This is a genomic window from Halorientalis brevis (assembly GCF_023077655.1).
Genome location: NZ_JALLGV010000008.1, coordinates 46,529 through 70,944 on the forward strand (window position 1 = coordinate 46,529; position 24,416 = coordinate 70,944).

Below are 24,416 nucleotides of genomic sequence, written 5' to 3' on the forward strand. Positions count from 1 at the left end.
GAAACACGGGGTCGCTGACACATTACTGCACTCCTCGGCCACCGAGCTTCGAGATGGCCGCGAACGCCTTCTTGCGCATCTGCTCGTTGTCGGTCTTGTCGATGAGGTCGTCCAGTCGTTTGCGACTGCGCTCGCCGCCGACTTTCCCCAGGGTGAACACCGCCTGGGCCCGGACGTCGTCGTCGTAGCTCTTGTCGTCGACGACGTCGAGCAGTCGCGTTTCGACCTGGGTACCGCCGATCTCCGCGAGGCTCGTCGCCGCGAACTGAGCCGTCATCTGGTCGTCGTCGTCGAGCGTGTCGACGAGCGCTTCGACGACGCGGCTGTACCCCTCGCTGTCCGTGCCGGTGACCCGCCCGAGCAACCAGGCCGTGTTTCGCCGCTGGCGGTTCTGGGTGCTCTCCTCTAGGATGTCCACCAGCGGGACGATGACGCTCTTGTCGTCGGTTTCGTTCAACTTCTCGACGACGGTCTCCCGGATCTGGTGGCTCTGCTGGGTCGGCACGTTCGAGAGCAACTCGATGATCGAGTAGACGGCCGTCCGGCGCACCGAGGGGTTGTCGTCGGAGAGCGCCTCGATCAGGCCGTCGACCGGTTTGGCGTTGCCGAAGTTCCCCATCGCCCCGACGGCGATTCGCCGGATCACTGCCCGCTCGTCGTCGAACATGTTGAGCAGGGCGTTCAGCGCCTGGCGGTTGCTGATGGTCCCCAGCGCCTCGGCGGCCTCCTGACGGACCTGGGCTTTCGGGTCTTTCAGCCGCTCGATGAGCGCGTCGCAGGCCCTGGCGTCTTCGATCCGGCCGGCGGCGCGGGCGGCGCGTGCTCGCACCCGCGGGTCGGGGTCGTCGAGCGTCTCCAGCAACTGCGGGAGCACGTCGGCCTTCCCGAGTTCGCCGATCGCGTTCGCGGCGGCCATCCGCAACTCGGGGATGTCGGCGTTCAGGGCTTTCGCGAACGCCTTCGCCTTCGCCCAGTCGGCCTGCTGGTCGTCGCCGAGCTCGATGCCCGCGAGATCGGAGATCAGTTCCTCGATCGCGGGCTGGCCGATCTCGTTGAGGGCGTCGATCGAGGCCGACGTGACCTTCCGGCTGTCGCTTTCCTCGACCATCTTGACTAGTCGCCCGGTCACGTCGTGGCCCTCCCGTGTCTCCTCGTCGAACTCGCCAAGGATCTTCGCGGCCCGTGCCTTCACCTCCGGGTTGTCACTGGTTCGCGTGACGCTCAACAGCTTCTCGACGTTGCCCTCTCGCTCGAACTGGAACAGTGACATTATGCTTTCCGGTAGATCCGATGTCGTTTGTCCTCCGCCTCGAACGTGTCGCGACACTCGTGGGGGAGCGTCTCGGTCATGCCGATGACCAGGTACCCGCTGTCACGGAGCGACCCCTCGATCGTCTCGAAGATCGGCACCTTGTACTCCGTGTCGATGTAGATCAGCAGGTTGCGACACAACACGAGATCGAAGTTCCGTTTCGGGTCACCGCGGATGAGGTCGTGTTTCTCGAAGGTGATGAGGTCTTTGACCTGCTCGCGCATCTCGAAGCGGTTGCCGTCCTGGTCGACGTACGGCTCGTAGTCGTCCAGCGGCGCGAGCTCCTCGGCGATGTCTGTCGTCTGGGACGTCTCGTAGACGCCCGCGCGTCCGATCTCCAGGGAGTCCTCGCTGATGTCCGTTCCCAGGATCGAGACGCGCCGATCCTGAATGTCGGGGTCGTCGAGCGCCAGCATGGCGAGCGAGTACGGCTCTCGGCCGTCGGCACAGGGCGCGCTCCAGATGCGCACCTTGCGACGCTCGTCGGTCAGGGTCTGCAACACCGACCGGATCCCCTCCCACGCCTCGGGGTTCCGGAAAAAGCCCGTCACGTTGATCGACAGCGAGTCGAGCAGCGAGTCGGCTTCCTCGTCGTTGCCCTGCAACTGCGAGAGGTACTCCTCGTAGGTGTCGGCTCCCGTGCGGCGCATCCGTGCGGTGATCCGCCGGTCGAGATAGGCGTCGTTGTAGAACCCGGTCTCGAACCCGACGTCCGCCTCGATGTAGTCGAGCAATCGGTCGAACGCTTCTGGCGACTCCTGCCTACTGTCTGTCATTTGTGTGGAGTGTCAGGGTGTTGGGTGTGGGTGACGGCCGGGAGCGACCGGTCGCGTGCTCGCTTCACAGCGTCACCACGTCGAGGATGTGGACGATGTTCCCGTCGCCGAGCACGGCGGTCCCCGAGAGGCCCGGCGTGCCACTGAGGATCCCTTCGAGGGGCTTGACGACGACTTCCTCCTGCTGGGTGACGGCGTCACACTGGAGTGCGACCTGTCGCTCGGACTCGCGGATGCGGACGAGCATCCCGTCGCCGTTGGTCTTGGCGTTCGGGACGTCGAACGCGTCGGCGAGTTTCACGATCGGATAGATCTCGTCGTTGTGTTCGATGACTTCCTCGCCGTTGACGATCTTGACGTCGTTTTTCTGGCTGATCTCGTCGATGTTCTTGATCGGGACGCCGTACTGCTCGTCGCCGACCTGGACAAAGAGGACCTTGACGATGGCCATCGTCACCGGCAACCGCAGCGAGACGGTCGTCCCCTCGCCGGGTTCGCTGTCGACGCTGACCGACCCGTCGAGCTGCGTGACGGTGTCGTGGACGACATCCATCCCGACGCCGCGCCCGCTCGTGTCGGTCACTTCCTCTTTCGTCGAGAGCCCCGGATGGAACGCGAGGTCGTAGATGTCCGACTCGTCCATCTTGTCGAGCTCCTCTTCGGTTTTGAAGTCGTGCTCGATCGCCTGCTCGCGAATGTCCTCGACCGCGAGGCCGGCCCCGTCGTCTTCGACTTCGATGATGACGTGGTCGCGTTCCCGGGTCGCGCGCAGTTCGACGTTCCCTTCGCGGGGTTTGCCGAGTTCTTCGCGCTCTGCGGGCGGCTCGATGCCGTGGTCGACTGCGTTTCGCAGGATGTGCATCAGGGGGTCGGAGATTTCCGTCAGGATGGTGCGGTCGAGTTCGATGTCCTCGCCCTCGATCTCGAAGTTGACCTCCTTGTCGAGTTCCCGGGCGAGGTCCCGCACGAGTCGCGGGAACTTCCCGACGACCTTCTTCAGCGGGATGAGCCGCATGTCCATCACCGTGTTCTGGAGGTTCGCCGAGATCTTGTCCAGCTCGTTCAAGTTCTCGCTGGCGCTGTCCATGTCCCGCTCGTCGACTGCTCGGCGGAGCTTGATTCGGCTCGTGACCAGCTGTTCGACCTGGCCGTGGAGTTCGTCGAGCTGGTCGACGTCGACCCGGACGGACTTGATCTCGTCGACGGAGGAGTCGGCCGACGAGGCCGACCGACTGCTCCCGCCGCTACTGTCGCTGTCGTCGCTCTCCTCGCTCTCGCCGATGTCGTCGATCTCGGCAACGCCGTACTCGTCGAGTTTGCTCGTGGTGTCGAGTTCGGACTCGATCGCGTCGGCGTCGTCCGCGTCGACGAGCAGGTCGAACCCGTCGTCGTACTCGCCGTTCTCGATGTCCGCGCGGTCGGGCGACGCCGCGAGCAGCTCGAAGGCGCCGGCGACGGACTCGACGACCAGCATGCCGTCGACGCCCTTCATGTCGCTGTCGCCCATCTCGATGCGGACCTGATAGGCCGAGTCGGCGTCGACGCCCGCGTCAGCGAACGTCGATTCGTCGACGGAGACATCGTCGTCGCCACTCGTTGCCGCCGTCTCGACGTCGTCGCTCGTGTCGTCACTCGTGTCGTCTGTGGTGGCGTCGCCCGCCGGCGGCCCGTCTTCGAGCACGCCGCGAATCTCGTCGACCATCTCGCTGGTATCGGTCGAGGACTCGCCGTTCTGTTCGATCTCGCCGACGATGACTTCGATCTGGTCGACGCCGTCGAAGATCATGTCCATGATCTCCGGGGTGACCTCCATGTTCCCCTCGCGCATCTCGTCTAAGAGGTCCTCGACGGCGTGGGCGAGGTCGCTGGCGTCGTCGAACCCCATCGCGCCGAAGTTCCCTTTCAGCGTGTGGGCCGTCCGGAAGATCGAGTCCATCGCCTCCTGGTTGTCGGGGTCCGACTCCAGGTCGAGTAGCGAGTTGTTCAGTTCCGTGATCGCTTCCTCGCTTTCGCGGATGAATGCGTCGAGATATTGTTCGTCAACCATGATTAGTTCTCCTTGGTAATCGTGTCGACAATGCCGTCGGCGATCTCGTCTAAGGGGAGCACCGTATCGACCATCCCCGTCTCGACCGCGCGCTTGGGCATCCCGTAGACGGCCGACGTCGCTTCGTCCTGTGCGAGCGTCTTCGCACCGGCCTGCTTGAGCGCCCGGATGCCGTCGGCCCCGTCGTTGCCCATCCCGGTGAGGATGACCGCCGTCATGGGGCCGTCGATCGTCTCGGCGGCCGACTCCATCGTCACGTCGACGGCCGGCCGAACGCTGTTGACCGGCTCGGTCTCGGTGAGCTTCACGCGGAGCCGCCCGCTCGCGTAGTTGGACACCACCATGTGTTTCCCGCCGCAGGCGACGAGCGCTTCGCCGCCACCGATCCGGTCGCCGTCAGCGGCCTCCGTGACGTCGTAGGCACTCCGGTTGTCAAGTCGCTGTGCGAACCGACCCGTGAACCCGTCGGGCATGTGCTGGACGATGAGGATCCGGAGGTTCGCCGCCGCCGGCAGCTCCGAGAGGATCTGCTCGACGACGGTCGGACCGCCGGTCGACGACCCGATGAGCAACGTCGCGTTCTCGACGTACGTCGCGTCGGTCGGGTCGGCCGTCGTTCCTGCCGAGGCGTCGGCGGTTGCACTGCTCCTTTGGCTCTGCGCGGTGCTTTCCTTCTCGACGGTTTCGACGGCCTGGGCGTAGGCTTCGTCCGGCGTCGTCGTGCTGGATTTCGTCCCGACGGAGACGTCGACGCTGGCGACCGAGGTCACCATGTCGACGAGCTGGTCTTCGAGTCGGGACATCTCCATCGACACCTCGCCGCCGGGTTTGGTGAAGAAGTCGACTGCACCCTTCTCCAGCGCCTGGAAGGTCACGTCGGCGTTCTCGTCGGTGTGGGCCGACAGCATGAGCACTGGCGTCGGGTGCGCCGACATGATCTGCTCGACGGCTTCGATGCCGTTCATCTCGGGCATCTCGACGTCCATCGTCACGACGTCGGGGTCGTGTTCGTCGACGGCCTCGACGGCTTCCAGTCCGTTTTTCGCCTGCGCAACGACTTCGACGCCACCCGTCTCCAGGATGTCCGAGATGACGCTCCGCATGAAGTGCGAATCGTCTGTGACGACGGCTCGCGTCGTCCCGGCCGTCGCTCCTACCATACTACCACCGCGTTCTCGCGGGCGCGACGTGGCGAACGACCCTCACGTCGCGACTCAGAAGCCGGCTGGACGACCGACTGGCGCTCGAAGCGGCGACTACAACTCTCACGTACCCGGGCTGTCGCCATCCTTATGTTCTGTTGTCAGCGTACCCGTGAGCTACCAATAAAGACACCGCCTCCGTAATCAAATGTGATAGCCCAGGAGTCACGCTTAAGTCCGGTTCGTGGCATCAATCTGGTACCAAGCGTGGCTGCGCGCGGGCGCGGTCGAGGTGAACGGACATGTCACAGGCTACACCCACGAACGACGCCGACGCGACAGGGCAGGTACTCGAGTTCAAACTGGGCTCGGAGACGTACTGTGTCGACATCGACTACGTCACCGAAATCGTCGACGTCGGTGACCTGACGGATCTCCCGAACGCGCCGGCGTACGTCAACGGCGTGATGGACCTTCGCGGTCGCACGACGGCGATCGTCGACCCGAAGACCATCTTCGACATCGACGAGGCGGACGCCGACAGCAAACGGATCATCGTCTTCGATCCCGACATCATCGCCAACCGGAAGGCCGCCGGCTGGCTCGTCGACGAAGTGTACCAGGTGGTGAAACTCGACGAGGAGACCGTCGAAGACGCTCCGGAAAGCGGCCAGGAAGCGGTCCGAGGCGTCATCAAACACGACGACGACGAGGCCGACGACAGTTTCGTCATCTGGGTCGATCCGCAAGCGGTCCACCGCTGAGGTCGCACCCCGGCCGCGCGGGACGGAGAATTTTTTCACACCGATGACGGATGCTTTTTTAATTCGCGACCCATAGAACCTTCCAACCAACCAATGGTAGAGCTAACCAAGACGGGTATCGACGGACTGGACTCGATACTCAACGGCGGCATCGTGCGGAACTCGACGACGCTCGTCAGCGGCAACCCCGGGGCTGGCAAGAGTATCCTGGGACTGCAGTACATCTACAACGGCGTCAAGATGTTCGACGAGAAGGGTATCTATCTCTCCTTCGAGGAAAACGCGGAGGACATCCGCGAGGCCGCCGAATCCATCGGGTTCGAGGACTGGGCCGACTACGTCGAGCGCGGTGACATCAAAGTCTACGACAAGCAGGTCCTGCTGCGCGAGAACGACTTCTCCTCCTCGCTGGACATCCTGCTGGACGACATCCAGGACGAAGACTACCAGCGGCTCGTCCTCGACTCGCTGACGATGTTCCAGCTGTTCTTCGAGAACGAACAGGAGAAGCGAACGTACCTGCTGAAGTTCACCGACATCCTCCGGAAGAACGAACTGACGACGCTGATGACAAACGAACAGGGCTCGATGTCCCCCGACACCGACGTCGGCCTGGAGAACTACCTCACCGACGGGAACATCTACCTCATTCAGGCACCGACCGAGTCCGGCGTCAACCGTTACGTCTGGGTCGCGAAGATGCGCAAACAGGACATCGAGACCGACATCTTCCCGATGGAACTCGAACACGGTGGGATCACGGTCCACGAGAACGCCAGCGCGTTCTCGATGATGAGCGAAGAGGAATCGCCGATTTAAGAGCTTTCTACGTCCGTTATTGCCTTCGATAACGGGCGTAACGGGCCCATATGCTGACGTCGTCGTCTGAGAATTCGGTCGGCAGTTCGTTGTTATGGAGTTGTTATTCTGCTTCTCTGACCCGTCAATTTTATACTTTAGAAAATTCATTATCTGATAATAGATGCCACCAGCAGAGATACTCAGGACGCTCGGGAACAAGTACAGCGCGGAGATACTGGAGGCGACGGACGAACCCCAATCGGCGCAGGGGCTGAGTGAAGAACTCGATATTCCGATCGCCACCTGTTATCGGCGCATCGACGAACTCACCGAGCACGATCTCCTCGAACTCCACGACAACATTCTCTCTGACGACCGCCGCCGGATCAAGGTGTACCGGCGGAACGTCGAGGAGATCACCGTCGACTTCGCGAACGACCTCTCGGTGTCGGTCGAAGAGCGTTCTGAAGTGACCAACAAACTCGACGAAGCCTGGCGAACCCTCTCGGAAAGCTAACTTCTCTGGTGCACGCGCGATTCAAGCGGACCCGACCGTCCTGATGCGGTTTTCGCCCTCTCTGTAACCTCGTATTATCACCAGAGATATTTTCAAGCATGGATTTAAGATGGCCCCGTCTGTATAATGGCGTATTGAACGATGGTTGAGATTGTCGAACTCCTCTACGCCGTCTCCACCCTGGTCTTCGTCGTCGCTGGGCTGACCATGGTCGGGATGGCTATTCGCGCGTACGTACAAACATCTAGAGATGCGATGCTTCACCTGTCGATCGGGTTCTCGCTCGCAGTTGCTGGTGCAGCGGCGACGATGATCAGTGCATTTCTGACGAACTTCGACGGGGCCAAATCCCTCCTGCTCGTGAACAGCGGCCTGACGACGTTCGGTTATCTGTTCGTGATGTACAGTCTCGTCACCTACGAGTAGGCCGAGCGAGCTGGGTTTCTGCTGTTTACATCCCTGATACCCGCTCTTTTTCTGTGAGAATCGGTTCTCATCTGTGGCCGTCCCAGGAAATTGCCCCGGAATTAGCCTGCGAGCGTCTCGAGAAAATCGATCGAGCAGGACTGCATCGGCGATTATCGACATCTGTCCCGATTTTCAACATCTGTTTTTCACCTTTGATAATTGGCAGGTCAAATTTATCACCCAAGTCCCAGATATATCGCCTATAGTCCGGGCCGGTAGCGGAACCATCGCTCGGGCACAGGTGATACCCATGTTCGACATGAACGAAGAACAAAAAGACGAACTGAAAGAACGGCTTCGCGCACAGGTCGGGATCGGTACACTGATCGTGTTCATCGCGATGGTGCTGGTCGCGGCGATCGCGGCTGGTGTGCTGATCAACACTGCAGGCTTCCTGCAGAGCAAGTCCGAGCAGACTGGACAACAGGCCGGTGAGCAAGTCACCAACCGACTGCAGGTCCTGCAGGTCAGTGGGGAGAAGACAAGCACTTCAATCACACCCCCTGACGAGCCTGAAAGGATCGGTTCCGTCACGATGGTCGTGACGAAGGCCCCTGGTGCGGAAGACATCGCGATGCGCGGCATCACGATGCAGTGGGTCGACAACGACGGCACCTACGACATCGTCCACGAGGAAGAGTACAACGACCAGGACGGGAAGTTCGCACAGGAGGCCATTAAGGACGAGGACAACTCGGTTCGGAACTCCGATTCGCCGGTGATCAACAGTCCGGACGACCGCATCAACCTCGTCATCGACATCGGGGAATCTGACGACCTCGGTGCGTACAATGACGACCCGGATAGCGAGGACCTGATTCGGGACAGCGGTCTCGAGGAGGGCGAAACGGCATCGATTCGGATCACGACCGCATCCGGGACTGCCTCGACGGTCCAGCTGGTTGTGCCCGAGTCGCTGAGCGGCAAGACGGCTGTCCGACTCTAAACCTGTACTCTTCTCTGATTTTCTTGGTCGTGCTACCGCTAGGTACATTGATTATGGATTAGCTTTTGCCTAGCAAACTACCTGTTCTTTGAATGTGGCGGTGCCGGTGTAAAATCCATAATCATAAATGAAACTCTCTGCCATTTTCACATGTGATATTTTTCGAGGTGGGCTTATATACGATTCATGATTAGACAGTGACACGGCCCGAGTGAACGGTGGTTCATCACTTGGGTTTGTGATACCCATGTTCGATATGAACGAGGACGAACGAGAGGAACTGAAAGAGCGGCTCCGTGCACAGGTTGGGATCGGTACACTGATCGTGTTCATCGCGATGGTGCTGGTTGCGGCAATCGCGGCCGGTGTCCTGATCAACACGGCGGGCTTCTTACAGAGCAAGTCCGAACAGACTGGACAGCAGGCTGGCGAGCAGGTGACCAACCGGCTGCAGGTCCTGCAGGTCAGTGGTGAAAAAACTGAGAGCTCTGCTGACGATGAGATCGGTGCGGTGACGATGGTCGTGACGAAAGCGCCCGGGGCAGAGGACATCGCAATGCGCGGGATCACAATGCAATGGGTCGACAATGAGGGTACTTACGATCTCGTGCATGAGGAGGAATACACTGACCAAGACGGTCAGTTCGCACAGCAGGCGATCAAAGACGAGGACAACTCGGTTCGGGATTCAGATTCCCCTGTTATCAACAGTCCTGATGACCGAATCAATCTCGTTATCGATATCGGCGACACTGATGACCTCGATGGTTACTCATCGCCCTATCCTGACCAAGAAGATATAATTAGGGATGGGCATACTGGTCTCGAAGAAGGTGAAACAGCCTCGATTCGGATCACGACCGCGTCTGGGACTGCATCGACGGTCCAGCTGGTCGTGCCCGAATCGCTGAGCGGCAAGACGGCAGTCCGCCTCTAAACCCGAACCCTTCTTTCCGTATTTTTCACCTGCTGAGCTACAGCTCTTTCTACGTCGAATAGAGGGCGCTTACTCCGCTTACAGTAACGCGGTGATTCCCCGTGAAGCTCTTATGGAGTGAACGCGAACAAAACCTATCAATTTGGTTAAAAATCCCACTTTCGATCTCGTGATTATTACCATACGATAGTCTTCTGATCACCGGTTACGGCTATTTTTTTTCGTGATATTTTGCGAGGTGGGTTTATATAGTGCCCCTGTTTTGACACTGGTACGGCCCGAGTGAGTGTCGATTCGTCGCTTGGGCATGTGATACCCATGTTCGATATCAACGAAGACGAAAAAGAAGAACTCAAAGAGCGGCTTCGCGCACAGGTCGGGATCGGGACACTGATCGTGTTCATCGCGATGGTGCTGGTCGCGGCGATCGCGGCTGGTGTGCTGATCAACACGGCAGGCTTCCTGCAGAGCAAGTCCGAATCGACTGGACAGCAGGCCGGTGAGCAAGTCACTAACCGCCTGCAGATCCTCCAAACTAGTGGACAGAAAACAGGGACCTCTGGTGACAATGCGATCGGTGCGGTCACGATGGTCGTGACGAAGGCTCCGGGTGCAGAAGACATCGCGATGCGCGGCATCACGATGCAGTGGGTCGACGACGAGGGCACCTACGACATCGTTCACGAGAATGAATACAACGACCAAGATGGTACGTTCGCACAGGACGCCGTCAAGGACGAGGACGACTCGGTTCGGGACTCCGACTCGCCGGTGATCAACAGTCCGGACGACCGTATCAACCTCGTCATCGACATAGGTACAGATGACAACTTGGACGCATACGAAGGTGATGACGCACCTGCTACTGTTCGTGACAGCGGTCTCGACGAGGGCGACACCGCGTCGATCCGAATCACGACTGCCTCCGGAACCGCGTCGACCGTCCAGCTGGTCGTGCCCGAATCGCTGAGCGGCAAGACGGCAGTTCGCCTGTAAGCTCGCAGCAACGTTTTCTTTTTTAGCAGCAACCTGTACGGTACTGAGTAACAACCAACGGAATTATATTCATTCGTCACGGAGTACCATACTATGCCCTCGGGCCTGGACGAGGACGCAGACGTCGAAGAGGGGCCTGTCCTATCTCCGGAGGAACTCGACATCTCGAACGACGAGCGCGTCAAGGAGATCGACGACGGGCGCTACGTCGTCTCGTCGGGTGGTCCCGTCTCGAATCAACAGTCCGAACCAGCCGGTGAGTTAGAGTCGGGTCCGTCCGACTCGCCGGCGCGAGACGAGTACAAGACCGGACCGAATCCAGCGATCGAACAGAACGACGATCCGACGCCGCTGGAAGCCCCACCAAACGACGAACCCGAGCCGCCGGCACCGTCAGATTCTCTCGACGCCCGATCGGTCCACAACTGGCTGTCGGACGATCTCCAGGCCGCGAACTCGGAGTACGCGTTCGACATCACGGCGAACTTCGGCGGTGACGTCTCCCAGCAACGGATGGTCTCGAACGACGTCGTCACCACCTTCGAGACGCTCGTGATGTGGTACGCCCAGCAAGTCGATCGCAACACGCCCGTTGAACAGGTGCTCGGTATCCTGCTTATGGAAGCGAACGTGCCCGTTCGCTATCCACCGAAAGCAATCCGGCGCGCGCTCAAGTCGACGAGCCTCTCGGCCGACGACACGATCGCCGATCTGATGCGGGAAGTCAAGGAGAATCAGGGCCTGCAGCTGTGACGGGCAGTGTGGTCGTCCGAGCGTTTTAGGTAGCTCCCCTGTCAACATCGAACGAGATGGACTTCGTGTGGCGCGTCCGCGCTCTGACGATCGGCGTGATACTGTTCGTGCTGCTGATCTCTGGCCCGGCAGTCGGAGTCGTCGATCTGACGCCCGAACAGTCGAGTCCGGACAGCCTCGGCGACGGAACGGCCGACGTGACCATGGCGTCGGACCCGGCGAAGGACCTCCGAATCGACGAGGGTCGGTTCGGAACCGGCGTGTACTACCTCCGAATGCCGCCGGCAGTCGTCGACGTGTCGTCGATCGAGGGCCGACCGCAACTCACGTACAAGGTGTCGGTCCCGGGGCTGGATTACACGGACTCGACGTCCGAAATGGTCGATTCGACCGGCCGAACCACAGTTCACCTCGATGATCGGGCCTTCGCCCCGAAATCGATCAAAAACGACTCCTATCGGGCCGAGGTGGTCGTGCGCGTCCAGAGTTTCGAGATGGATACGGTCGTCTATCACCGGAACGTCACGGTGACGGTCGACGACTGACGGATTGGGGACGCTCTCGATTTTACCGGACGAAACTCTCGACGTGCAACCGTGCTGAGATACGTCAGACGTGACGCTTGCCGGCGGAATCTCGGGGATATCTCTATCAATCTCGATAATCTGTGGGAAGCGTTTATTGGGATATTCGGAAAAGAGAGTGACGAGCGAATATGCCAGAGGTACTGATTGCGGACGATTCGGAGTTCATGCGGAACCTCCTGCGAGAGATCCTGGAGGAGGACCACCAGATCGTCGGCGAGGTCGAGAACGGAGTCGAGGCAGTGGAAGTGTACAAAGAGGAGTCGCCGGACCTGGTGATGATGGACATCGTGATGCCCATCCGGGACGGCATCGAAGCGACGGACGAGATCAAAAGCTCCGACCCGGACGCGACGGTCATCATGTGTACCAGCGTCGGACAGGAAGAGAAGATGAAAGAGGCCGTCAAGGCCGGCGCGGACGGGTACATCACGAAACCGTTCCAGAAACCGAGTGTTATCGAGGCTATCGAGGACGCAGTCGGAGCGTAAGGGAGCCGATGAGAGTCGACATCCAGTCGCTGGAGACGTTCAACCAACTGGCCTACGAGGGTGCCGAGCAAGCCACGGCGATGATGGCCCAGATGACGGGCATCGAGGCCGTCGTCGACGTGACCAAGATCACGCTGATGGACCGGGCCGACATCGGTGAGGAACTCGCCGGCCGGGCGTTCGTCGGGATCCAGTTCGCCATGGAGGGCGCGCTGACCGGTGACACGACGCTCGTGTTCGAAGAACAGTGTCGGGACCCGATCGTCGACGCCCTGCCCGGCGGGTCGGGGGACGAGTCGATGGCCGAAAGCAGCGTCAAAGAGATCGGCAACATCATGATGAGCGGCTTCATCGACGGCTGGGCCGACTACCTCGGCACGACGATCGAACACTCGCCGCCCGAGTACCTCGAAGCGACGGGTGCCGACGTGTTGCCCGCGACTGACAGCGACGACTCCGAACAGGTGTTCGTGTTCAAGAGCCAGATCGACTGGCCGGGCGAGGACTTGAACTTCTACATCTACATGCTGCCCGAGTACACGGAGATGACCGACGTCATGGCTGCCAGCACGGAGACGGGCGCGAACGCGATCCCCGTCGACAAGCTCTCCGTGTTCAACCAGATGACCAAGGAGGGCACCCAGAAGGCGGCCGAGAACGTCACTGCGATGACCGGCATCGAGACGGACGCGGAAGTCACCCAGATCAGTTTCGCGCCCATCGAGGACGTGCCGAAGCAGGTCGACAGCAGCGCCTACGTCGGCACCGTCGTGGAGTTCGACGGGATGCCCTCGGGGTATCTGATGATCCTGTTCGACGAAGAGTCGGCGATGAACGTCGCCGAGGCGCTGATGCCGATGGAGCCCGACGGCGACGGGTTCACGTCGATGCACGAGAGCGCCATCGAGGAGATGGGGAACATCATGACCAGCGGGTTCGTCGACGGCTGGGCGAACGTGCTCCAGACGTCCGTCGAACACACGCCACCGAAAGTCGTCCACGACATGGGACAGGCGATCATGGACCCCCTGGCAGCGCAGGTCGGCCAACACCAGAGTCACGCGTTCATCATCGAGTCGCGAATGCAGACGGACGATCTCGATTTCAGCTGTGAGATCCACGCGCTGCCGAACGACGAGGAACTGCGCGCGGCGCTGGAGAACCTGGACGTCGACCGCAAGGACGAGACCGAGGCGGACGTCGAGCGCATCTTCTGACACGAGGGAACAATGAAGGTCTACGATGGCTCAACCGAGACGGGCTCCGAACCGAAACAGGAGCGTCTCAAGGTCGGGATCGCCGAGTACGAAGTGACGACGTCCGGCGCCGACCTGACGACCAGCGGACTCGGATCGTGTCTCGGCGTCGCGATGTACGACGACGTCGCCGGCGTCGCCGGTCTCGTCCACGTCATGCTCCCCTCGGCAGCCGAAGTCGACGACGCCAACAAAGCGAAATTCGCAGACACCGGCATCGAGCTGTTGGTCGAAGAGATGGAGCGCGAAGGGGCAGCCAAACGCCGGATCGAGGCGAAGATCGCCGGCGGGAGCGACATGCTCGACTTCTCGGAGAACGGCTCCGGCATCGGCGTCCGCAACACCGAGCAGGTCGAAGCGACGCTGGCCGAACTCGGAATCCCGATCGTCAGTCGAGACGTCGGTGGGGATCACGGCCGGTCGCTCAGGCTCGACGGGAACTCGGGGGACCTGACCGTCAAGAGCGCGAACAAAGGAAGCCAGGTCATCTGACGCCTGACGAACGCCCGACAGCCGCCCGTCTGACGGTGACAATAGACGCCTACGATCTCAGTAACCAAGTGATACACTCAATAGGATTACACCTGCAGATAGTATTTCTAATCCTGATAATTGCTGGGCCGTCTATGGCCAATTCTGGCGAAAATCTCCACATGAAACGCTAAGCCAGTATCATTTGTGATGATATCGGCGTTAAGTTGAAGTTAATGAGGTCTGTATACCGACAGTGATGAGCAGTCTCGCCGCGAGCCACGTCGTCGTGCTCGTCCTAGAAATCGTAACCGCAACGAGCTCCCCGGTGCCGGACAGTCTGGTACCAGTCCTGGTGACGTTCGCCAGTGGCGCAGTGGGAATGAGTATCAAGAACGTCTTCGATTCGATCATGTCCGACGAGGACGGCGACGGAGGCGACGATCTTGGTGGAGACGACCTCGGCGGTGGCGGCGGCGACGGAGGTGGCCTCATGTCTGAGGAAGGAGACGACGACCTGGACGACCTCGGCGGGCTCGGTGGCGACGACTTCGGTGGGTTCGATGACGACGGTGACGACATGTTCGACGAGGGTGGCGGAGGCGGCGGCGCAGCCACCGACGAACTCGAAAACCGTCTTGACGAACTCGAAAACGAGGTCGGTAGCCTCCAATCGACCGTCAACACCGTCCGAAACGAAAACGAACAGATCGGCGAGCAGGTGACCGACATCGAGGAGAATATTCGGAAGCTGCTCGACATCTATGAGATGGTCACTCGCGGCGTCAACCCGTTCGCCGACGACATCCAGCCGGGCGCGGCCGGCGGTGGCGCTGGCGGCGGCATGGACGCGGGCGGGTTCGGCCTCTTCGACGACGACGAAGAGGGCGAAGAGGAAGAACAGATCGACGACGACATCGCCAACGCGGACGCCGAAGGGTTCTTCGACGACGACCTGACGGAAGACGACGGCGACGACGACGTCGACGATCTGGACGCTGGATTCGACGACGCAATAGACGACGACGGTGGCCTCGAGGACGACGGCGGTGCGTTCGACGAGGACTTCGACGACGCGGGCGACGACATGCTCGACGACGGCGACGGCAGTGACGGCGAGGGCGCAAAGTCGTTCCAGGACCTCAAAGAAGAGTACGAAGAGGGCGACGCCGACTGGGCGGAAGACGGTGAAGCCGAGGATCTCGATGCCGACGGCATGGAGATGGACGACGACTTCGACGACCTGGACGACGAGGGCGACGAGATGTTCGAATCCGGCGACGCCGACGACGTGCTCCCCTCGGCTGACGAAGACGACGAGGACGACGTCGTCACCGGTGACGTCGACGACGTGCTCCCCGGCGACGACGAGGCGGACACGGACGACGTCGTGCCCGCGGACGCTGCCGCGGACGCAGACGACGACTTCGAGGCCGCCGAGGAACTCGACGAGTCGGCCACCACCTCGGAGACGACCGACGATTCCCCGGGCAAGCCGTACCTCAAAACGCTCCCGAGCGGCTACTCGACCGACCTGACCGTCGTCGAGTGGCTCGACTTCCTCATCCAGGAGTCGAACGTCCACGAGGCGTCGCAGGCGATCAACTACTACGAGCGCATCGACTGGATCGACGAGGACGTTGCCGAGGACCTGCGGTCGTTCCTGGTCGCGTTCGAGGACTCTGCCGGCAACACCGACGCTACCCTAACCATCGATCACCACACCAAGAGTCTCCGCTACATCAGCCAGCTCAGCGGCGACGCCGCAGGCACGACGGCGATGCAACTCCTGCAACGTGGTGGTGGTGATGGGCTTCAGCGTTAGCGGATCGGCAGCAATCGTCTTCGCCGGGATGTTCATCGCGTTTAGCATCTTTTACGGAGCAGCCTCGAACAGCTTCGAGCGCGTCGCCGAGGCGCAACACGACAACTCTGATCGAGTCGTCGATCAGCGCAACGTCGACATCGAGATCGTCTACTACGAGCGGAGCGATACGACGCCGAATCGGCTCACGATTCTCGTCAACAACACGGGCTCGAAGGTGGTGAACGTCGAGGAAACCGACCTTATCGTCGACAACGAGTATCTCGTCCCTGATGATACAACAGTTATCCAAACTGATGGATCGCAACCGGACACGAACCTGTGGGCACCGGGCGAGCAGCTCAATATCACGGTTCGAGGCGACAGCCTGTACGAGAGTGACCGCGTCAAGATCGTCACAGAACACGGGATCGCTGACACAGTGATCGTGAGCGGAGAGACCCAGGTGGTGCTGTAGCTGTGGCAGCCGCTGTTTCGCATCGTGTCCACGATAGCGTCGCTGCGGACCGTGACGCCTGTCCGTCACCGGACGGGCGCTCCCGGCGTGGATCCGCGACGCCGAACAGCCGTGAACGTTCACAGCCCGTCTGCCATCCGTCTGACAAAAAGCTGGGATTATTAGTAGATACAGCTAACAACGTTACACCTACAGAACGACTCAGATCAGATGATTTCGGGTCCATTATCACTGTCGCCACAGATAGCGTAACGAAACCGCCGGTTTCCGAAACGGAAGCCGGGTTCAGCAGTTGCTCTCGGCCCGACGGGCCGACTGCTGACCCGCTCGTTACTATATACGATACTGGCGGCGATACTGATATTTGGCCCGCGTGTAAATCCGCGTTCGTAGAACTGCGGAACGGTTCCAAGGCTGGACCACCACGCGTCGCGGTCGTGGCTGGTTCGGGTGTCGCGGCGTTTGCGTTTCCAAACGGTGATGACTCGTGTTAGGCGATTCGCTCACTGACCGACCCCGTTCGCCCCACCGCCAGGCGGTGATGCTGTAATGGCGAGTGTGTCTGTTTCACACATGATCCTGTTCATCGCCTCGATCCTGGTGGCGGCGAGCGTCGTCGGCGTGTTCACCGACAGCATCTCGCAGGTGAGCGAAGCGATCGACCAGCGCGGGGTGTCAGTGAGCGAGGACATACGGACCGACATCGAGATCATCAGCGACAGCGGCTCTGCGGCCGTCTATGAGGACGACACGATCACGATTCACGTCAAGAACACCGGTTCGGAGACGTTGACCGCCAGGCCTGACCAGATAGACGTATTTGTCAATGGAAGGTACAAATCGGCAGACGCCATGTCCGTGAGTCTGGAAGGTGATGCGTCGACCTGGCGGTCTGGCGAAGTTGCAAAACTGGAGATTGAAGAGTCCGGTCTCAGTGGCGATACTCGTGTGAAGGTTATAATCAATCAAGACGAAGAAATGTTTAGGTTCAATACATGAGCGTCGGGACAAAAGACCTGTATTCGCTGGGCATGGAGGATCACGACCGCCTCAACAAGGAACTCGGTGGCGGTATTCCACCGGGGAGTATCGTCCTCATCGAGGGCGACTACGGGGCCGGCAAGAGCGCGATCAGCCAACGGTTCACCTACGGCTTCTGCGAGGAAGGCCACACCGTCACGATGCTGTCGACGGAGCTGACGATCGGCAGCTTCCTCGATCAGATGAACTCGCTGTCGTACGACATGGTCGACCACATCCTGCAGGAACGCTGTCTGTTCCTCCACGCCGACATCGGTGACACGAACACGCTCACCGGTGGCGACGACGAGAGCGAACGGAAGGACCTGCTCAAGCGGCTGATGGAGGCCGAAGTGATGTGGTCGACGGACGTCATCATCGTCGACACGTTCGATTCGATCCTGCGCAACGATCCGAAGTTCGAGGCGCTGGTTCGCCAGAACGAGGAGCGCCAAGCCGCCCTGGAGATCATCGGGTTCTTCCGTGACCTGATCTCCCAGGGGAAAGTCATCGTCCTCACCGTCGACCCCTCGACGCTGGACGAGTCGGCGATCGGTCCGTTCCGCTCGATCGCGGACGTGTTCCTCGAACTCGAGATGGTCGAGGTCGGGAACGACGTTCGCCGTCAGATCTCCGTCAAACGATTCGCGGGGATGGGCGAACAGGTCGGTGACACGATCGGGTACTCCGTCCGCTCTGATACGGGCATCGTCATCGAGAGCCGTAGCGTCGCATAACAGGAGAGCCATGACCGAACAAGGAACCGCCAAACCGTCGGACGAACTCAGGCAGTACGCAGCGAGGCGTCCGCACCTGCAGGAGCACCTGCGGAAGATCAAACAGATCACTGGCGAGTTCCCGATGTTCATCGAAGAGGCCGACGACGAGTACGAAACCGATCGGCCGAACGTCCTGTATCCGGTCGGTGGCCCGATCTTCTGTCACATCTACGGCGACGTCGGGCAGGCGACGAAGTACTACACCGTCGAACCGGAACTCGACGAGACCGAACAGGTCGTCTACGAGAAAGTCCGGGACCGACTCCTCCAGAAGTCCGTCACGAAACCGGCGCCACAGAACGAAGCCGAATACGACGACCGGATCGAAGAACTCCTCCAGGAGACGACCCGGATCAAAGACAGCGAGAACGACAGTTTCTTCGACCGTATTCCGTCCGTGTTCGACATGGGGCAGGTCGAGGTCTCACAGGAGACCTACGAGAACATCCGGTACGTCCTCAACCGAGACATCGTCGGACTCGGCCCGCTCGAACCGATCATGCGCGACCCGGCGAACGAGGACATTCACGTCATCGGGCCTCACGAGACGTACGTCGACCACGGGGTCTACGGCATGATCGGCACCACCGTCGACTTCGGGACGCCCGAAGAGTTCGACCAGTGGTTGCGAAACATGGGCGAACGCATCGGCGACCCCGTGTCAGACTCCGACCCCATCGTGGACTCCACGCTGCCGGACGGGTCGCGTCTCAACCTGATTTATTCGGACGACGTCTCGCTGAAGGGGCCGAGCCTCACCATCCGGCAGGGCGACGAGGTGCCCCTGTCGATCTTCCAGATTACCAAGTGGGGGACGCTGTCCCCGCGCCTGTCGGCGTACCTCTGGCTCTGCCTGGAGAACGAGCAGACGGTGTTCGTGGTCGGGGAGACGGCGTCGGGGAAGACGACGACGCTGAACTCCATCATGGCGTTCATCCCGCGAGACTCGAAGATCTACACCGCGGAGGACACCGCGGAGGTGCTCCCGCCCCACGACACCTGGCAGCAACTCCTCACGCGTGAGGGTGAAGACGAAGGGACCAGCGTCGACATGTTCGACCTGGTCGCGGCCGCACTGCGTTCCCGCCCGGACTACATCATCGTGGGTGAGGTTCGTGGTGAAGAGGGTCGGATGGCGTTCCAGGCCGCACAGACCGGTCACCCCGTGATGCTGACGTTCCACGCGTCCGACATCGTGTCCATGATCCAGCGGTTCACCGGGGAGCCGATCAACGTCCCGGAGACGTTCATGGACAACGCCGACGTGGCGCTGTTCCAGAACCGTGTCAAGCAGGGCGACCAGGTCCTGCGTCGCGTCACGTCCGTTCAGGAGATCGAGGGGTACTCCAAGGAGATGGACGGCGTCGTCACTCGCCAGGCGTTCTACTGGGACCCTGTCGAGGACGAGATCGTCTTCCAGGGGATGAACAACTCCTACGTCTTAGAAGAGCAGATCGCGACGCTGCTCGGGTACGAGGACACCCGGGACATCTACGACGACCTCGATTTCCGTGCCAAAATCATCGAACGAGCCATTCAGGAGGACATACTCGGCTATCACGAAGTCGACGACATGATCGACAGTTTCCAGCGTGACGGTATCGAAGGACTCCCGTTCGACATCCATCGCGAGATTTGAATGGCATCCCAGGAATCCGACGCAACGGCCGGCCAGATGCGGGACGCAGTTGGGGATTTTTTCAGCGATCTCTTCGAGTCCTACCATCGGATGCACATGCCGATCCGGCGGTACGTGTTTCTCATCCTCCTGCCGTCCATCGGCTTTCTGGTGTTCACAATCGTCGGCTTTCTCCTCCTGGGCTTCCTCCCGCTCATGGTGCGTGTGCCGATCCCGCTGCTGGGCGTTCTGGGATTCGCCACCGCCGTCTTCTACCCGAAGGTGATGCTCTCCCAGGAGCGCAAAGCCCTGAACAACCGGCTCCACCTTCTCGTCACCCACATGACCGTGCTGGCGACCACGCGGATCGACCGCATGGAAGTGTTCCGGGCGCTCGCAGAGGAAGAGGAGTACGGCGCGCTCACCACCGAGATGCGCCGGATCGTCCAGCTGGTCGACGCCTGGAATCAGAGCCTCGACGACGCGCTGCGGCGGCGAGCGAAACAGGTCCCCAGTGACGCGCTGTCGGACGTCTTCGATCGCCTTGCGTACACGCTCGGTGCCGGGCAGTCCCTCGAGGACTTCCTCGTCTCCGAGCAGGAACAGGTGATGCAGAACTACGAGACCGTCTACAGCGGCTCGCTGGACAACCTGGACGTGATGAAGGACCTGTACCTGTCGATGATTCTCTCGATGACGTTCGCGCTGGTGTTCGCGGTCGTGCTGCCCGTCCTCACGGGGACCGACCCGACGATGACAGTGGGGGCCGTCATTGCGATGTTCATCTTCGTCCAGACCGGCTTCTACATCGCCATTCGTGCGATGGCACCGTTCGATCCTCTGTGGTACCACCCGGAGGGCATCACGACGGACCTCGACAAGTGGATGATCGCCACCTTCGCGACTGGCGTCTCGTTGACGATCTTCCTCGCGGTCATCTCCATCGGCGGCTTCTTCGGCGTGAGCCCCCTCTCGCTGGAGATGCTCCTCCCGATGTCGCCGGTCCCACTCCCGTTGTACATCGCCGTTCCGGTCACGCCCCTCCTCATTCCCGGGCTGTACATGCGCCGCGCCGAGGACAAAATCAAGGCCAAAGACGAGGAGTTCCCCAGCTTCATCCGCGCACTCGGTTCCGCAGAAGGCGCAAAGCAGGCGACTTCCTCGATGGTGCTCCAGAGCCTCCGGAAGAAGGACTTCGGGAAACTGACCGAAGACATCGACAACCTGTACAAGCGACTGAACATGCGGATCGAGCCGACGGCGGCCTGGCGGTACTTCACCGCCGACTGTCGCTCCTACCTCATCCAGAAGTTCTCCGAGATGTATCTCATCGGCCGCGAGATGGGTGGCAGCCCCAAACAACTCGGTGAGATCATCTCCACGAACATGAACGTCGTCCTCCAGCTTCGTCAGCAGCGAAACCAGGCGACTACCACGCTCATCGGCCTCCTGTACGGTATCTCGGCCGCGTCGACGTTCGCGTTCTTCATCGGACTCCAGGTCGTGAACATCCTGGCCAACATGACCCTCAACCTCAGCACCGGGGGTCAGTTCGACGTCGGGTCGATCATCAACACCAGCGTCTACAACATCCCGCTCATCGAGTTCCTGCTCATCGTCGTCATCGTGTTCAACGCGTTCCTCTCGTCGCTGATGATCCGGGAGACCGACGGCGGCCACAAGCTGAACGCCTACATGCACTTCGTGATCATCACGTGGCTCGGCTCGCTCATCTCCATCTTCACGAAGAACATGGTCGACTCGTTCCTGGCTATCTAACCACTCTTTTTACGTCGGGGGTATCCTCGGCCGTCTTCGGCGGCCTTGCGGGTACCCCCATCGCAAAAACCTGTTCCCGCGAGCTTGCGAGCGGGAGTCCACAGAAATCGGAGATTTCTGGTATGCCACGAGAGCTTCGCTCTCGTGAGCACTTGTCAGAGCTTGCTCTGACGGTGGACTAAAAACTGCTCGGCGCTCGGCCGCTGATCTCGCGCCGAGTGACCCGCGCTCACTCCCGCTCGCGCGGATGCCTCACGCCGCTTTTGTCCTTATCGAAGGATTTTCACCCGGCCGGTCTCACTCACAGCCATGCCAGAAGCCATTCTGACGAAACAGGAGGTCGAGCCCGGGAAAGTCGACCGTCTCCGGGAGTGGATGGCGGAACTCCGCGACCGCGAGGACGAGGTGATGGAGACGTTCACGGACGAGGGGATCAACGCCGAGACGGTGTTTCTCGAACACACCGACGACGGCACGTATCTCGTCACGTACCTCGACGCTGACGACGTCGTCAGCGCGTTCGAAGCGTTCGAGGACTCACTCCACGACATCGATCACGAACACCAGTCGGTGATGGACGAGGTGCTGGTCGACGGGACCGACGTTGGCAAGTACGAACCGCTGTCTCATCTGGTGAACCCGGAGCGATCGAACGACGGGGCGTGACCGCGAGGGGCGCGCTCGTTGGCGCCTCGTTCGCCTCGTGTCGCGTTCCTTTTGTGCGCGCATCGGCGAGAGAAGGTATGAACGAGAAACGCGAGCAGTTCCTCGCCGGGGACCGCCCGGACGACGTGCTGCTCTATTTTAACGAGGCAGCCGTCGACGGTCTAGATCGCCTCGCCAAGGCCGGTGAAGTAGTCGAGAACGGCGTCGTCCTCGTCCTCCCCGGTGAGGAGGGACGAACCGCGTTCCAGCGAGCCACTGGCGTCGATCCGATGCAACTCGCCGGCTCCGCGATGGACACCGAGTCACGGATCACCCTGGACGATATCGAAAGCGAGTGTCCGGAGAGCGCGGAACGGAGTTCCGCGGAACAGTCGAGCGAACCGCGAGACCGCGACGAGGAGGGCGAGCACTGGCCACGCTTCATCTTCGGGTTCGCTCAGGAACAGAACGAGGAGGTCGACGACATCTACGCCGAGGGCGACGTGGTTCACGCCTACGCGCTCTGTGAGTGCGGCACTGCCTATTCCGACAAGTGGCTCGTCAGCGACCGCGCCTGAGTCGTCACTCCTCTGCTTCTGGCGGTTCGTGTGTCGAGCCGACGTAGACAGCGGCGACCAGTGCCATCGCGACGAACACGCCGGCCTGGAGCGACCCGCTGTCTGGGACGAGCTCGGCGACGGCTTGCATCGTTACGGCTCCGACGCCGACGACAGCGACGAGCGCGAGAAACAGACGTGGATTATTCGCTACGGTCCGAGTAAATGATGGGCCACTCATCTGCCTTCGATGTCGAGCGGGTGGTAAAAACGGTTTCGACACCAAAACCGCACGACTGCAGTCGGATCGACGTGGTATCTTACCGAAACCGAAGTCGCAAGTGTCTCGTTACTGTTCGGTCTCTTCTTCCGTGTCCGGTGCTTTCTCTTCGTCGGCTTCAGCGCGTGCCTCCCGCTTGACGTCGTGGAACGCCTCGATGATGACCTGCTTGGCGACGGCACCGCGGGTCGTCCAGTGGTGCGCGTAGTCGAGCATGTCGTCGTAGATGTCGGGCTTACAGCCGGCGGCTTTCGGGTGACCGCCGCCGTTGACTTTCGCGGCGACCTCGTGGGCGCGCTGGAACTCCTCGGTGCCGCGGATGGAGGCGCTTCCGGCGGGCTTGACGATCACGGCCGCGTCGGTGCCGTCCTGGCGGAGGGCTTCGGCGACCTCGTTCTGCGAACACCGGCCGTAGGTGACGCCGACGGTCCAGTCGCCGATCTCGTGGATCTCCGCCCGGTCGATGGCCTTCTCGATGAGCGCCTCCTTCTCGACGCGCATCTCCGCGAGGAACTCCTCGATCTCCGGGGGCAGGTCCGGGCCGTGTTCGGCGACGACCTCGATGTACTCCTCGGGTTCGGCCCAGTAGGAGAAGTCGGCCAGGTCGTCGCTCCGTGGGTCTTCGCGGAGCCAGAGGTCGTGGTCCCGCGTGACGACCGCCAGCTCTTCGAGGTAGGCTGGGACCTCGGCGTCGAGCGAGCGGGCGACGACGTCGGCGGTGCACTCCTCCTCGGAGTCACCGACGACGCGGTCGGTGACGTGCTCGTCGACGAGCGTCCCTAACTCTTCGTTCCACTGGTGGTGGTCGTACCAGAACACGTCGCTGGCGCGCTCGGCGAGCACCTCGAGGAACGCGACGTCTTCCTCGGAGTCGGGACAGAGGTCACAGATGTAGACGGGCACGTCGGGGTCGACGTACTCGGAGACGCGCTCGATGGCGTCGCCCATGTCGTGGGGGCCGGCCGGGACCAGCGCCGCGTCGGCCACGACGGCTCGGAGCAGGGCGACGCAGGCCAGGCCGTCGGCGTCGGGGTCGGCGATGACGACGGCGGGCGTGTCCGTGACTGCTTCTTTGGTTTCGCGCTCTTCCTGTACTTCCTCGATCGAGTCCGGGTGGAAAAAGCCCTCCCCGGGGAGGACCGACTTCCGGGCGATCGAGAGCCGGTCGTCGTCGATGAGCCAGTCGTCCATACGG

26 protein-coding genes are annotated in these 24,416 nt (G+C 61.1%); 20 read left to right on the top strand and 6 right to left on the bottom strand.

Features of this window, described 5'->3' with window-relative positions; translation table 11 throughout:
• Positions 1-22: 22 nt before the first annotated feature.
• The 4 genes from MU553_RS18105 to MU553_RS18120 all read right to left on the bottom strand — a co-directional run bounded on the left by MU553_RS18105 (position 23) and on the right by MU553_RS18120 (position 5,295).
• Positions 23-1,270 carry a HEAT repeat domain-containing protein gene (locus MU553_RS18105; protein ID WP_247380276.1) on the bottom strand — a complete coding sequence of 416 codons (1,248 nt, stop codon included), beginning with the start codon at positions 1,268-1,270 and terminating at the stop codon, positions 23-25.
• Positions 1,270-2,088 carry a CheR family methyltransferase gene (locus MU553_RS18110; protein WP_247380279.1) on the bottom strand — a complete coding sequence of 273 codons (819 nt, stop codon included), beginning with the start codon at positions 2,086-2,088 and terminating at the stop codon, positions 1,270-1,272. Before MU553_RS18110 ends, MU553_RS18105 begins: the two co-directional genes overlap by 1 nt.
• A 64-nt stretch (positions 2,089-2,152) precedes the next feature.
• Positions 2,153-4,135 (bottom strand): chemotaxis protein CheA, encoded by a 1,983-nt coding sequence (gene cheA, locus MU553_RS18115; protein WP_247380282.1) that lies wholly within the window; start codon positions 4,133-4,135, stop codon positions 2,153-2,155.
• A gap of 2 nt (positions 4,136-4,137) precedes the next feature.
• Positions 4,138-5,295, bottom strand: a complete 1,158-nt coding sequence (locus MU553_RS18120) for a protein-glutamate methylesterase/protein-glutamine glutaminase (protein ID WP_247380285.1) — start codon at positions 5,293-5,295, stop codon at positions 4,138-4,140.
• A 284-nt stretch (positions 5,296-5,579) separates the two neighbouring features.
• On the opposite strand from MU553_RS18120, the gene MU553_RS18125 reads away from it, so the two are divergent.
• The 20 genes from MU553_RS18125 to MU553_RS18220 all read left to right on the top strand — a co-directional run bounded on the left by MU553_RS18125 (position 5,580) and on the right by MU553_RS18220 (position 22,962).
• On the top strand, positions 5,580-6,041 hold the full coding sequence (locus MU553_RS18125) for a chemotaxis protein CheW (protein WP_247380290.1): 462 nt from the start codon (positions 5,580-5,582) through the stop codon (positions 6,039-6,041).
• A gap of 93 nt (positions 6,042-6,134) precedes the next feature.
• The gene (locus MU553_RS18130; RefSeq protein WP_247380293.1) at positions 6,135-6,860 is read left to right on the top strand and encodes an RAD55 family ATPase; all 726 of its coding nucleotides are present in this window, start codon (positions 6,135-6,137) and stop codon (positions 6,858-6,860) included.
• Positions 6,861-7,023: 163 nt separating this feature from the next.
• Positions 7,024-7,359, top strand: coding sequence for an ArsR/SmtB family transcription factor (locus tag MU553_RS18135; RefSeq protein WP_247380296.1), 336 nt, complete (start codon positions 7,024-7,026; stop codon positions 7,357-7,359).
• 150 nt (positions 7,360-7,509) lie between these two features.
• Positions 7,510-7,785, top strand: a complete 276-nt coding sequence (locus MU553_RS18140) for a DUF7521 family protein (RefSeq protein WP_247380905.1) — start codon at positions 7,510-7,512, stop codon at positions 7,783-7,785.
• A gap of 301 nt (positions 7,786-8,086) precedes the next feature.
• Positions 8,087-8,773 (top strand): archaellin/type IV pilin N-terminal domain-containing protein, encoded by a 687-nt coding sequence (locus MU553_RS18145; protein WP_247380299.1) that lies wholly within the window; start codon positions 8,087-8,089, stop codon positions 8,771-8,773.
• 256 nt (positions 8,774-9,029) lie between these two features.
• Positions 9,030-9,710 (top strand): archaellin/type IV pilin N-terminal domain-containing protein, encoded by a 681-nt coding sequence (locus tag MU553_RS18150; RefSeq protein ID WP_247380302.1) that lies wholly within the window; start codon positions 9,030-9,032, stop codon positions 9,708-9,710.
• A 318-nt stretch (positions 9,711-10,028) separates the two neighbouring features.
• On the top strand, positions 10,029-10,706 hold the full coding sequence (locus tag MU553_RS18155) for an archaellin/type IV pilin N-terminal domain-containing protein (RefSeq protein WP_247380305.1): 678 nt from the start codon (positions 10,029-10,031) through the stop codon (positions 10,704-10,706).
• A gap of 93 nt (positions 10,707-10,799) precedes the next feature.
• A complete protein-coding gene (locus tag MU553_RS18160; protein WP_247380308.1) occupies positions 10,800-11,459 on the top strand; it encodes a DUF7500 family protein in 660 nt (219 codons plus the stop codon).
• 56 nt (positions 11,460-11,515) lie between these two features.
• Entirely contained in the window at positions 11,516-12,004 is a 489-nt protein-coding gene (locus MU553_RS18165) for a hypothetical protein (protein WP_247380310.1), read from the top strand.
• Positions 12,005-12,174: 170 nt separating this feature from the next.
• Positions 12,175-12,534, top strand: a complete 360-nt coding sequence (gene cheY / locus MU553_RS18170; protein WP_247380313.1) for a chemotaxis protein CheY — start codon at positions 12,175-12,177, stop codon at positions 12,532-12,534.
• Positions 12,535-12,542: 8 nt separating this feature from the next.
• Entirely contained in the window at positions 12,543-13,751 is a 1,209-nt protein-coding gene (locus tag MU553_RS18175; RefSeq protein ID WP_247380316.1) for a chemotaxis protein CheC, read from the top strand.
• Between the two features lie 12 nt (positions 13,752-13,763).
• Positions 13,764-14,282: a chemotaxis protein CheD gene (locus tag MU553_RS18180; protein ID WP_247380318.1), complete on the top strand. Its 519-nt coding sequence runs from the start codon at positions 13,764-13,766 to the stop codon at positions 14,280-14,282.
• A 238-nt stretch (positions 14,283-14,520) separates the two neighbouring features.
• Positions 14,521-16,086, top strand: a complete 1,566-nt coding sequence (locus MU553_RS18185) for a FlaD/FlaE family flagellar protein (protein WP_247380320.1) — start codon at positions 14,521-14,523, stop codon at positions 16,084-16,086.
• Positions 16,070-16,543, top strand: coding sequence for an archaellum stator protein ArlF (gene arlF / locus MU553_RS18190; RefSeq protein ID WP_247380321.1), 474 nt, complete (start codon positions 16,070-16,072; stop codon positions 16,541-16,543). Before MU553_RS18185 ends, arlF begins: the two co-directional genes overlap by 17 nt.
• A gap of 549 nt (positions 16,544-17,092) precedes the next feature.
• Positions 17,093-17,542, top strand: coding sequence for an archaellum stator protein ArlG (arlG, locus tag MU553_RS18195; protein WP_247380322.1), 450 nt, complete (start codon positions 17,093-17,095; stop codon positions 17,540-17,542).
• The gene (arlH, locus tag MU553_RS18200; protein WP_247380323.1) at positions 17,539-18,300 is read left to right on the top strand and encodes an archaellum protein ArlH; all 762 of its coding nucleotides are present in this window, start codon (positions 17,539-17,541) and stop codon (positions 18,298-18,300) included. The genes arlG and arlH overlap by 4 nt, the downstream gene beginning before the upstream one ends.
• A 10-nt stretch (positions 18,301-18,310) precedes the next feature.
• The gene (locus MU553_RS18205; protein ID WP_247380324.1) at positions 18,311-19,981 is read left to right on the top strand and encodes a type II/IV secretion system ATPase subunit; all 1,671 of its coding nucleotides are present in this window, start codon (positions 18,311-18,313) and stop codon (positions 19,979-19,981) included.
• Positions 19,982-21,739 carry an archaellar assembly protein FlaJ gene (flaJ, locus tag MU553_RS18210; protein ID WP_379814482.1) on the top strand — a complete coding sequence of 586 codons (1,758 nt, stop codon included), beginning with the start codon at positions 19,982-19,984 and terminating at the stop codon, positions 21,737-21,739.
• Between the two features lie 309 nt (positions 21,740-22,048).
• Positions 22,049-22,405, top strand: a complete 357-nt coding sequence (locus tag MU553_RS18215) for a DUF6176 family protein (RefSeq protein WP_247380325.1) — start codon at positions 22,049-22,051, stop codon at positions 22,403-22,405.
• Positions 22,406-22,482: 77 nt separating this feature from the next.
• Positions 22,483-22,962, top strand: coding sequence for a DUF5807 family protein (locus MU553_RS18220; protein ID WP_247380328.1), 480 nt, complete (start codon positions 22,483-22,485; stop codon positions 22,960-22,962).
• Between the two features lie 4 nt (positions 22,963-22,966).
• Here MU553_RS18220 and MU553_RS18225 read toward each other — a convergent pair whose 3' ends face one another.
• The gene (locus MU553_RS18225) at positions 22,967-23,182 is read right to left on the bottom strand and encodes a hypothetical protein (RefSeq protein ID WP_247380331.1); all 216 of its coding nucleotides are present in this window, start codon (positions 23,180-23,182) and stop codon (positions 22,967-22,969) included.
• Between the two features lie 108 nt (positions 23,183-23,290).
• The gene (locus tag MU553_RS18230) at positions 23,291-24,412 is read right to left on the bottom strand and encodes a DHH family phosphoesterase (RefSeq protein WP_247380333.1); all 1,122 of its coding nucleotides are present in this window, start codon (positions 24,410-24,412) and stop codon (positions 23,291-23,293) included.
• Between the last annotated feature and the right edge of the window lie 4 nt (positions 24,413-24,416).

Excerpts from the sequence above, each read along its gene's own strand:
- MU553_RS18215 (WP_247380325.1), top strand. The coding sequence starts at position 22,049 with ATGCCAGAAGCCATTCTGACGAAACAGGAGGTCGAGCCCGGGAAAGTC.
- MU553_RS18225 (WP_247380331.1), bottom strand. The coding sequence starts at position 23,182 with ATGAGTGGCCCATCATTTACTCGGACCGTAGCGAATAATCCACGTCTG.
- MU553_RS18135 (WP_247380296.1), top strand. The coding sequence starts at position 7,024 with ATGCCACCAGCAGAGATACTCAGGACGCTCGGGAACAAGTACAGCGCG.
- cheA (WP_247380282.1), bottom strand. The coding sequence starts at position 4,135 with ATGGTTGACGAACAATATCTCGACGCATTCATCCGCGAAAGCGAGGAA.
- MU553_RS18180 (WP_247380318.1), top strand. The coding sequence starts at position 13,764 with ATGAAGGTCTACGATGGCTCAACCGAGACGGGCTCCGAACCGAAACAG.
- arlH (WP_247380323.1), top strand. The coding sequence starts at position 17,539 with ATGAGCGTCGGGACAAAAGACCTGTATTCGCTGGGCATGGAGGATCAC.
- MU553_RS18165 (WP_247380310.1), top strand. The coding sequence starts at position 11,516 with ATGGACTTCGTGTGGCGCGTCCGCGCTCTGACGATCGGCGTGATACTG.
- MU553_RS18150 (WP_247380302.1), top strand. The coding sequence starts at position 9,030 with ATGAACGAGGACGAACGAGAGGAACTGAAAGAGCGGCTCCGTGCACAG.
- MU553_RS18105 (WP_247380276.1), bottom strand. The coding sequence starts at position 1,270 with ATGTCACTGTTCCAGTTCGAGCGAGAGGGCAACGTCGAGAAGCTGTTG.
- MU553_RS18120 (WP_247380285.1), bottom strand. The coding sequence starts at position 5,295 with ATGGTAGGAGCGACGGCCGGGACGACGCGAGCCGTCGTCACAGACGAT.
- MU553_RS18110 (WP_247380279.1), bottom strand. The coding sequence starts at position 2,088 with ATGACAGACAGTAGGCAGGAGTCGCCAGAAGCGTTCGACCGATTGCTC.
- MU553_RS18125 (WP_247380290.1), top strand. The coding sequence starts at position 5,580 with ATGTCACAGGCTACACCCACGAACGACGCCGACGCGACAGGGCAGGTA.
- MU553_RS18175 (WP_247380316.1), top strand. The coding sequence starts at position 12,543 with ATGAGAGTCGACATCCAGTCGCTGGAGACGTTCAACCAACTGGCCTAC.
- MU553_RS18205 (WP_247380324.1), top strand. The coding sequence starts at position 18,311 with ATGACCGAACAAGGAACCGCCAAACCGTCGGACGAACTCAGGCAGTAC.
- arlF (WP_247380321.1), top strand. The coding sequence starts at position 16,070 with ATGGGCTTCAGCGTTAGCGGATCGGCAGCAATCGTCTTCGCCGGGATG.
- MU553_RS18130 (WP_247380293.1), top strand. The coding sequence starts at position 6,135 with ATGGTAGAGCTAACCAAGACGGGTATCGACGGACTGGACTCGATACTC.
- MU553_RS18220 (WP_247380328.1), top strand. The coding sequence starts at position 22,483 with ATGAACGAGAAACGCGAGCAGTTCCTCGCCGGGGACCGCCCGGACGAC.
- MU553_RS18230 (WP_247380333.1), bottom strand. The coding sequence starts at position 24,412 with ATGGACGACTGGCTCATCGACGACGACCGGCTCTCGATCGCCCGGAAG.
- MU553_RS18160 (WP_247380308.1), top strand. The coding sequence starts at position 10,800 with ATGCCCTCGGGCCTGGACGAGGACGCAGACGTCGAAGAGGGGCCTGTC.
- arlG (WP_247380322.1), top strand. The coding sequence starts at position 17,093 with ATGGCGAGTGTGTCTGTTTCACACATGATCCTGTTCATCGCCTCGATC.
- MU553_RS18185 (WP_247380320.1), top strand. The coding sequence starts at position 14,521 with ATGAGCAGTCTCGCCGCGAGCCACGTCGTCGTGCTCGTCCTAGAAATC.
- MU553_RS18155 (WP_247380305.1), top strand. The coding sequence starts at position 10,029 with ATGTTCGATATCAACGAAGACGAAAAAGAAGAACTCAAAGAGCGGCTT.
- cheY (WP_247380313.1), top strand. The coding sequence starts at position 12,175 with ATGCCAGAGGTACTGATTGCGGACGATTCGGAGTTCATGCGGAACCTC.
- MU553_RS18145 (WP_247380299.1), top strand. The coding sequence starts at position 8,087 with ATGAACGAAGAACAAAAAGACGAACTGAAAGAACGGCTTCGCGCACAG.
- flaJ (WP_379814482.1), top strand. The coding sequence starts at position 19,982 with ATGGCATCCCAGGAATCCGACGCAACGGCCGGCCAGATGCGGGACGCA.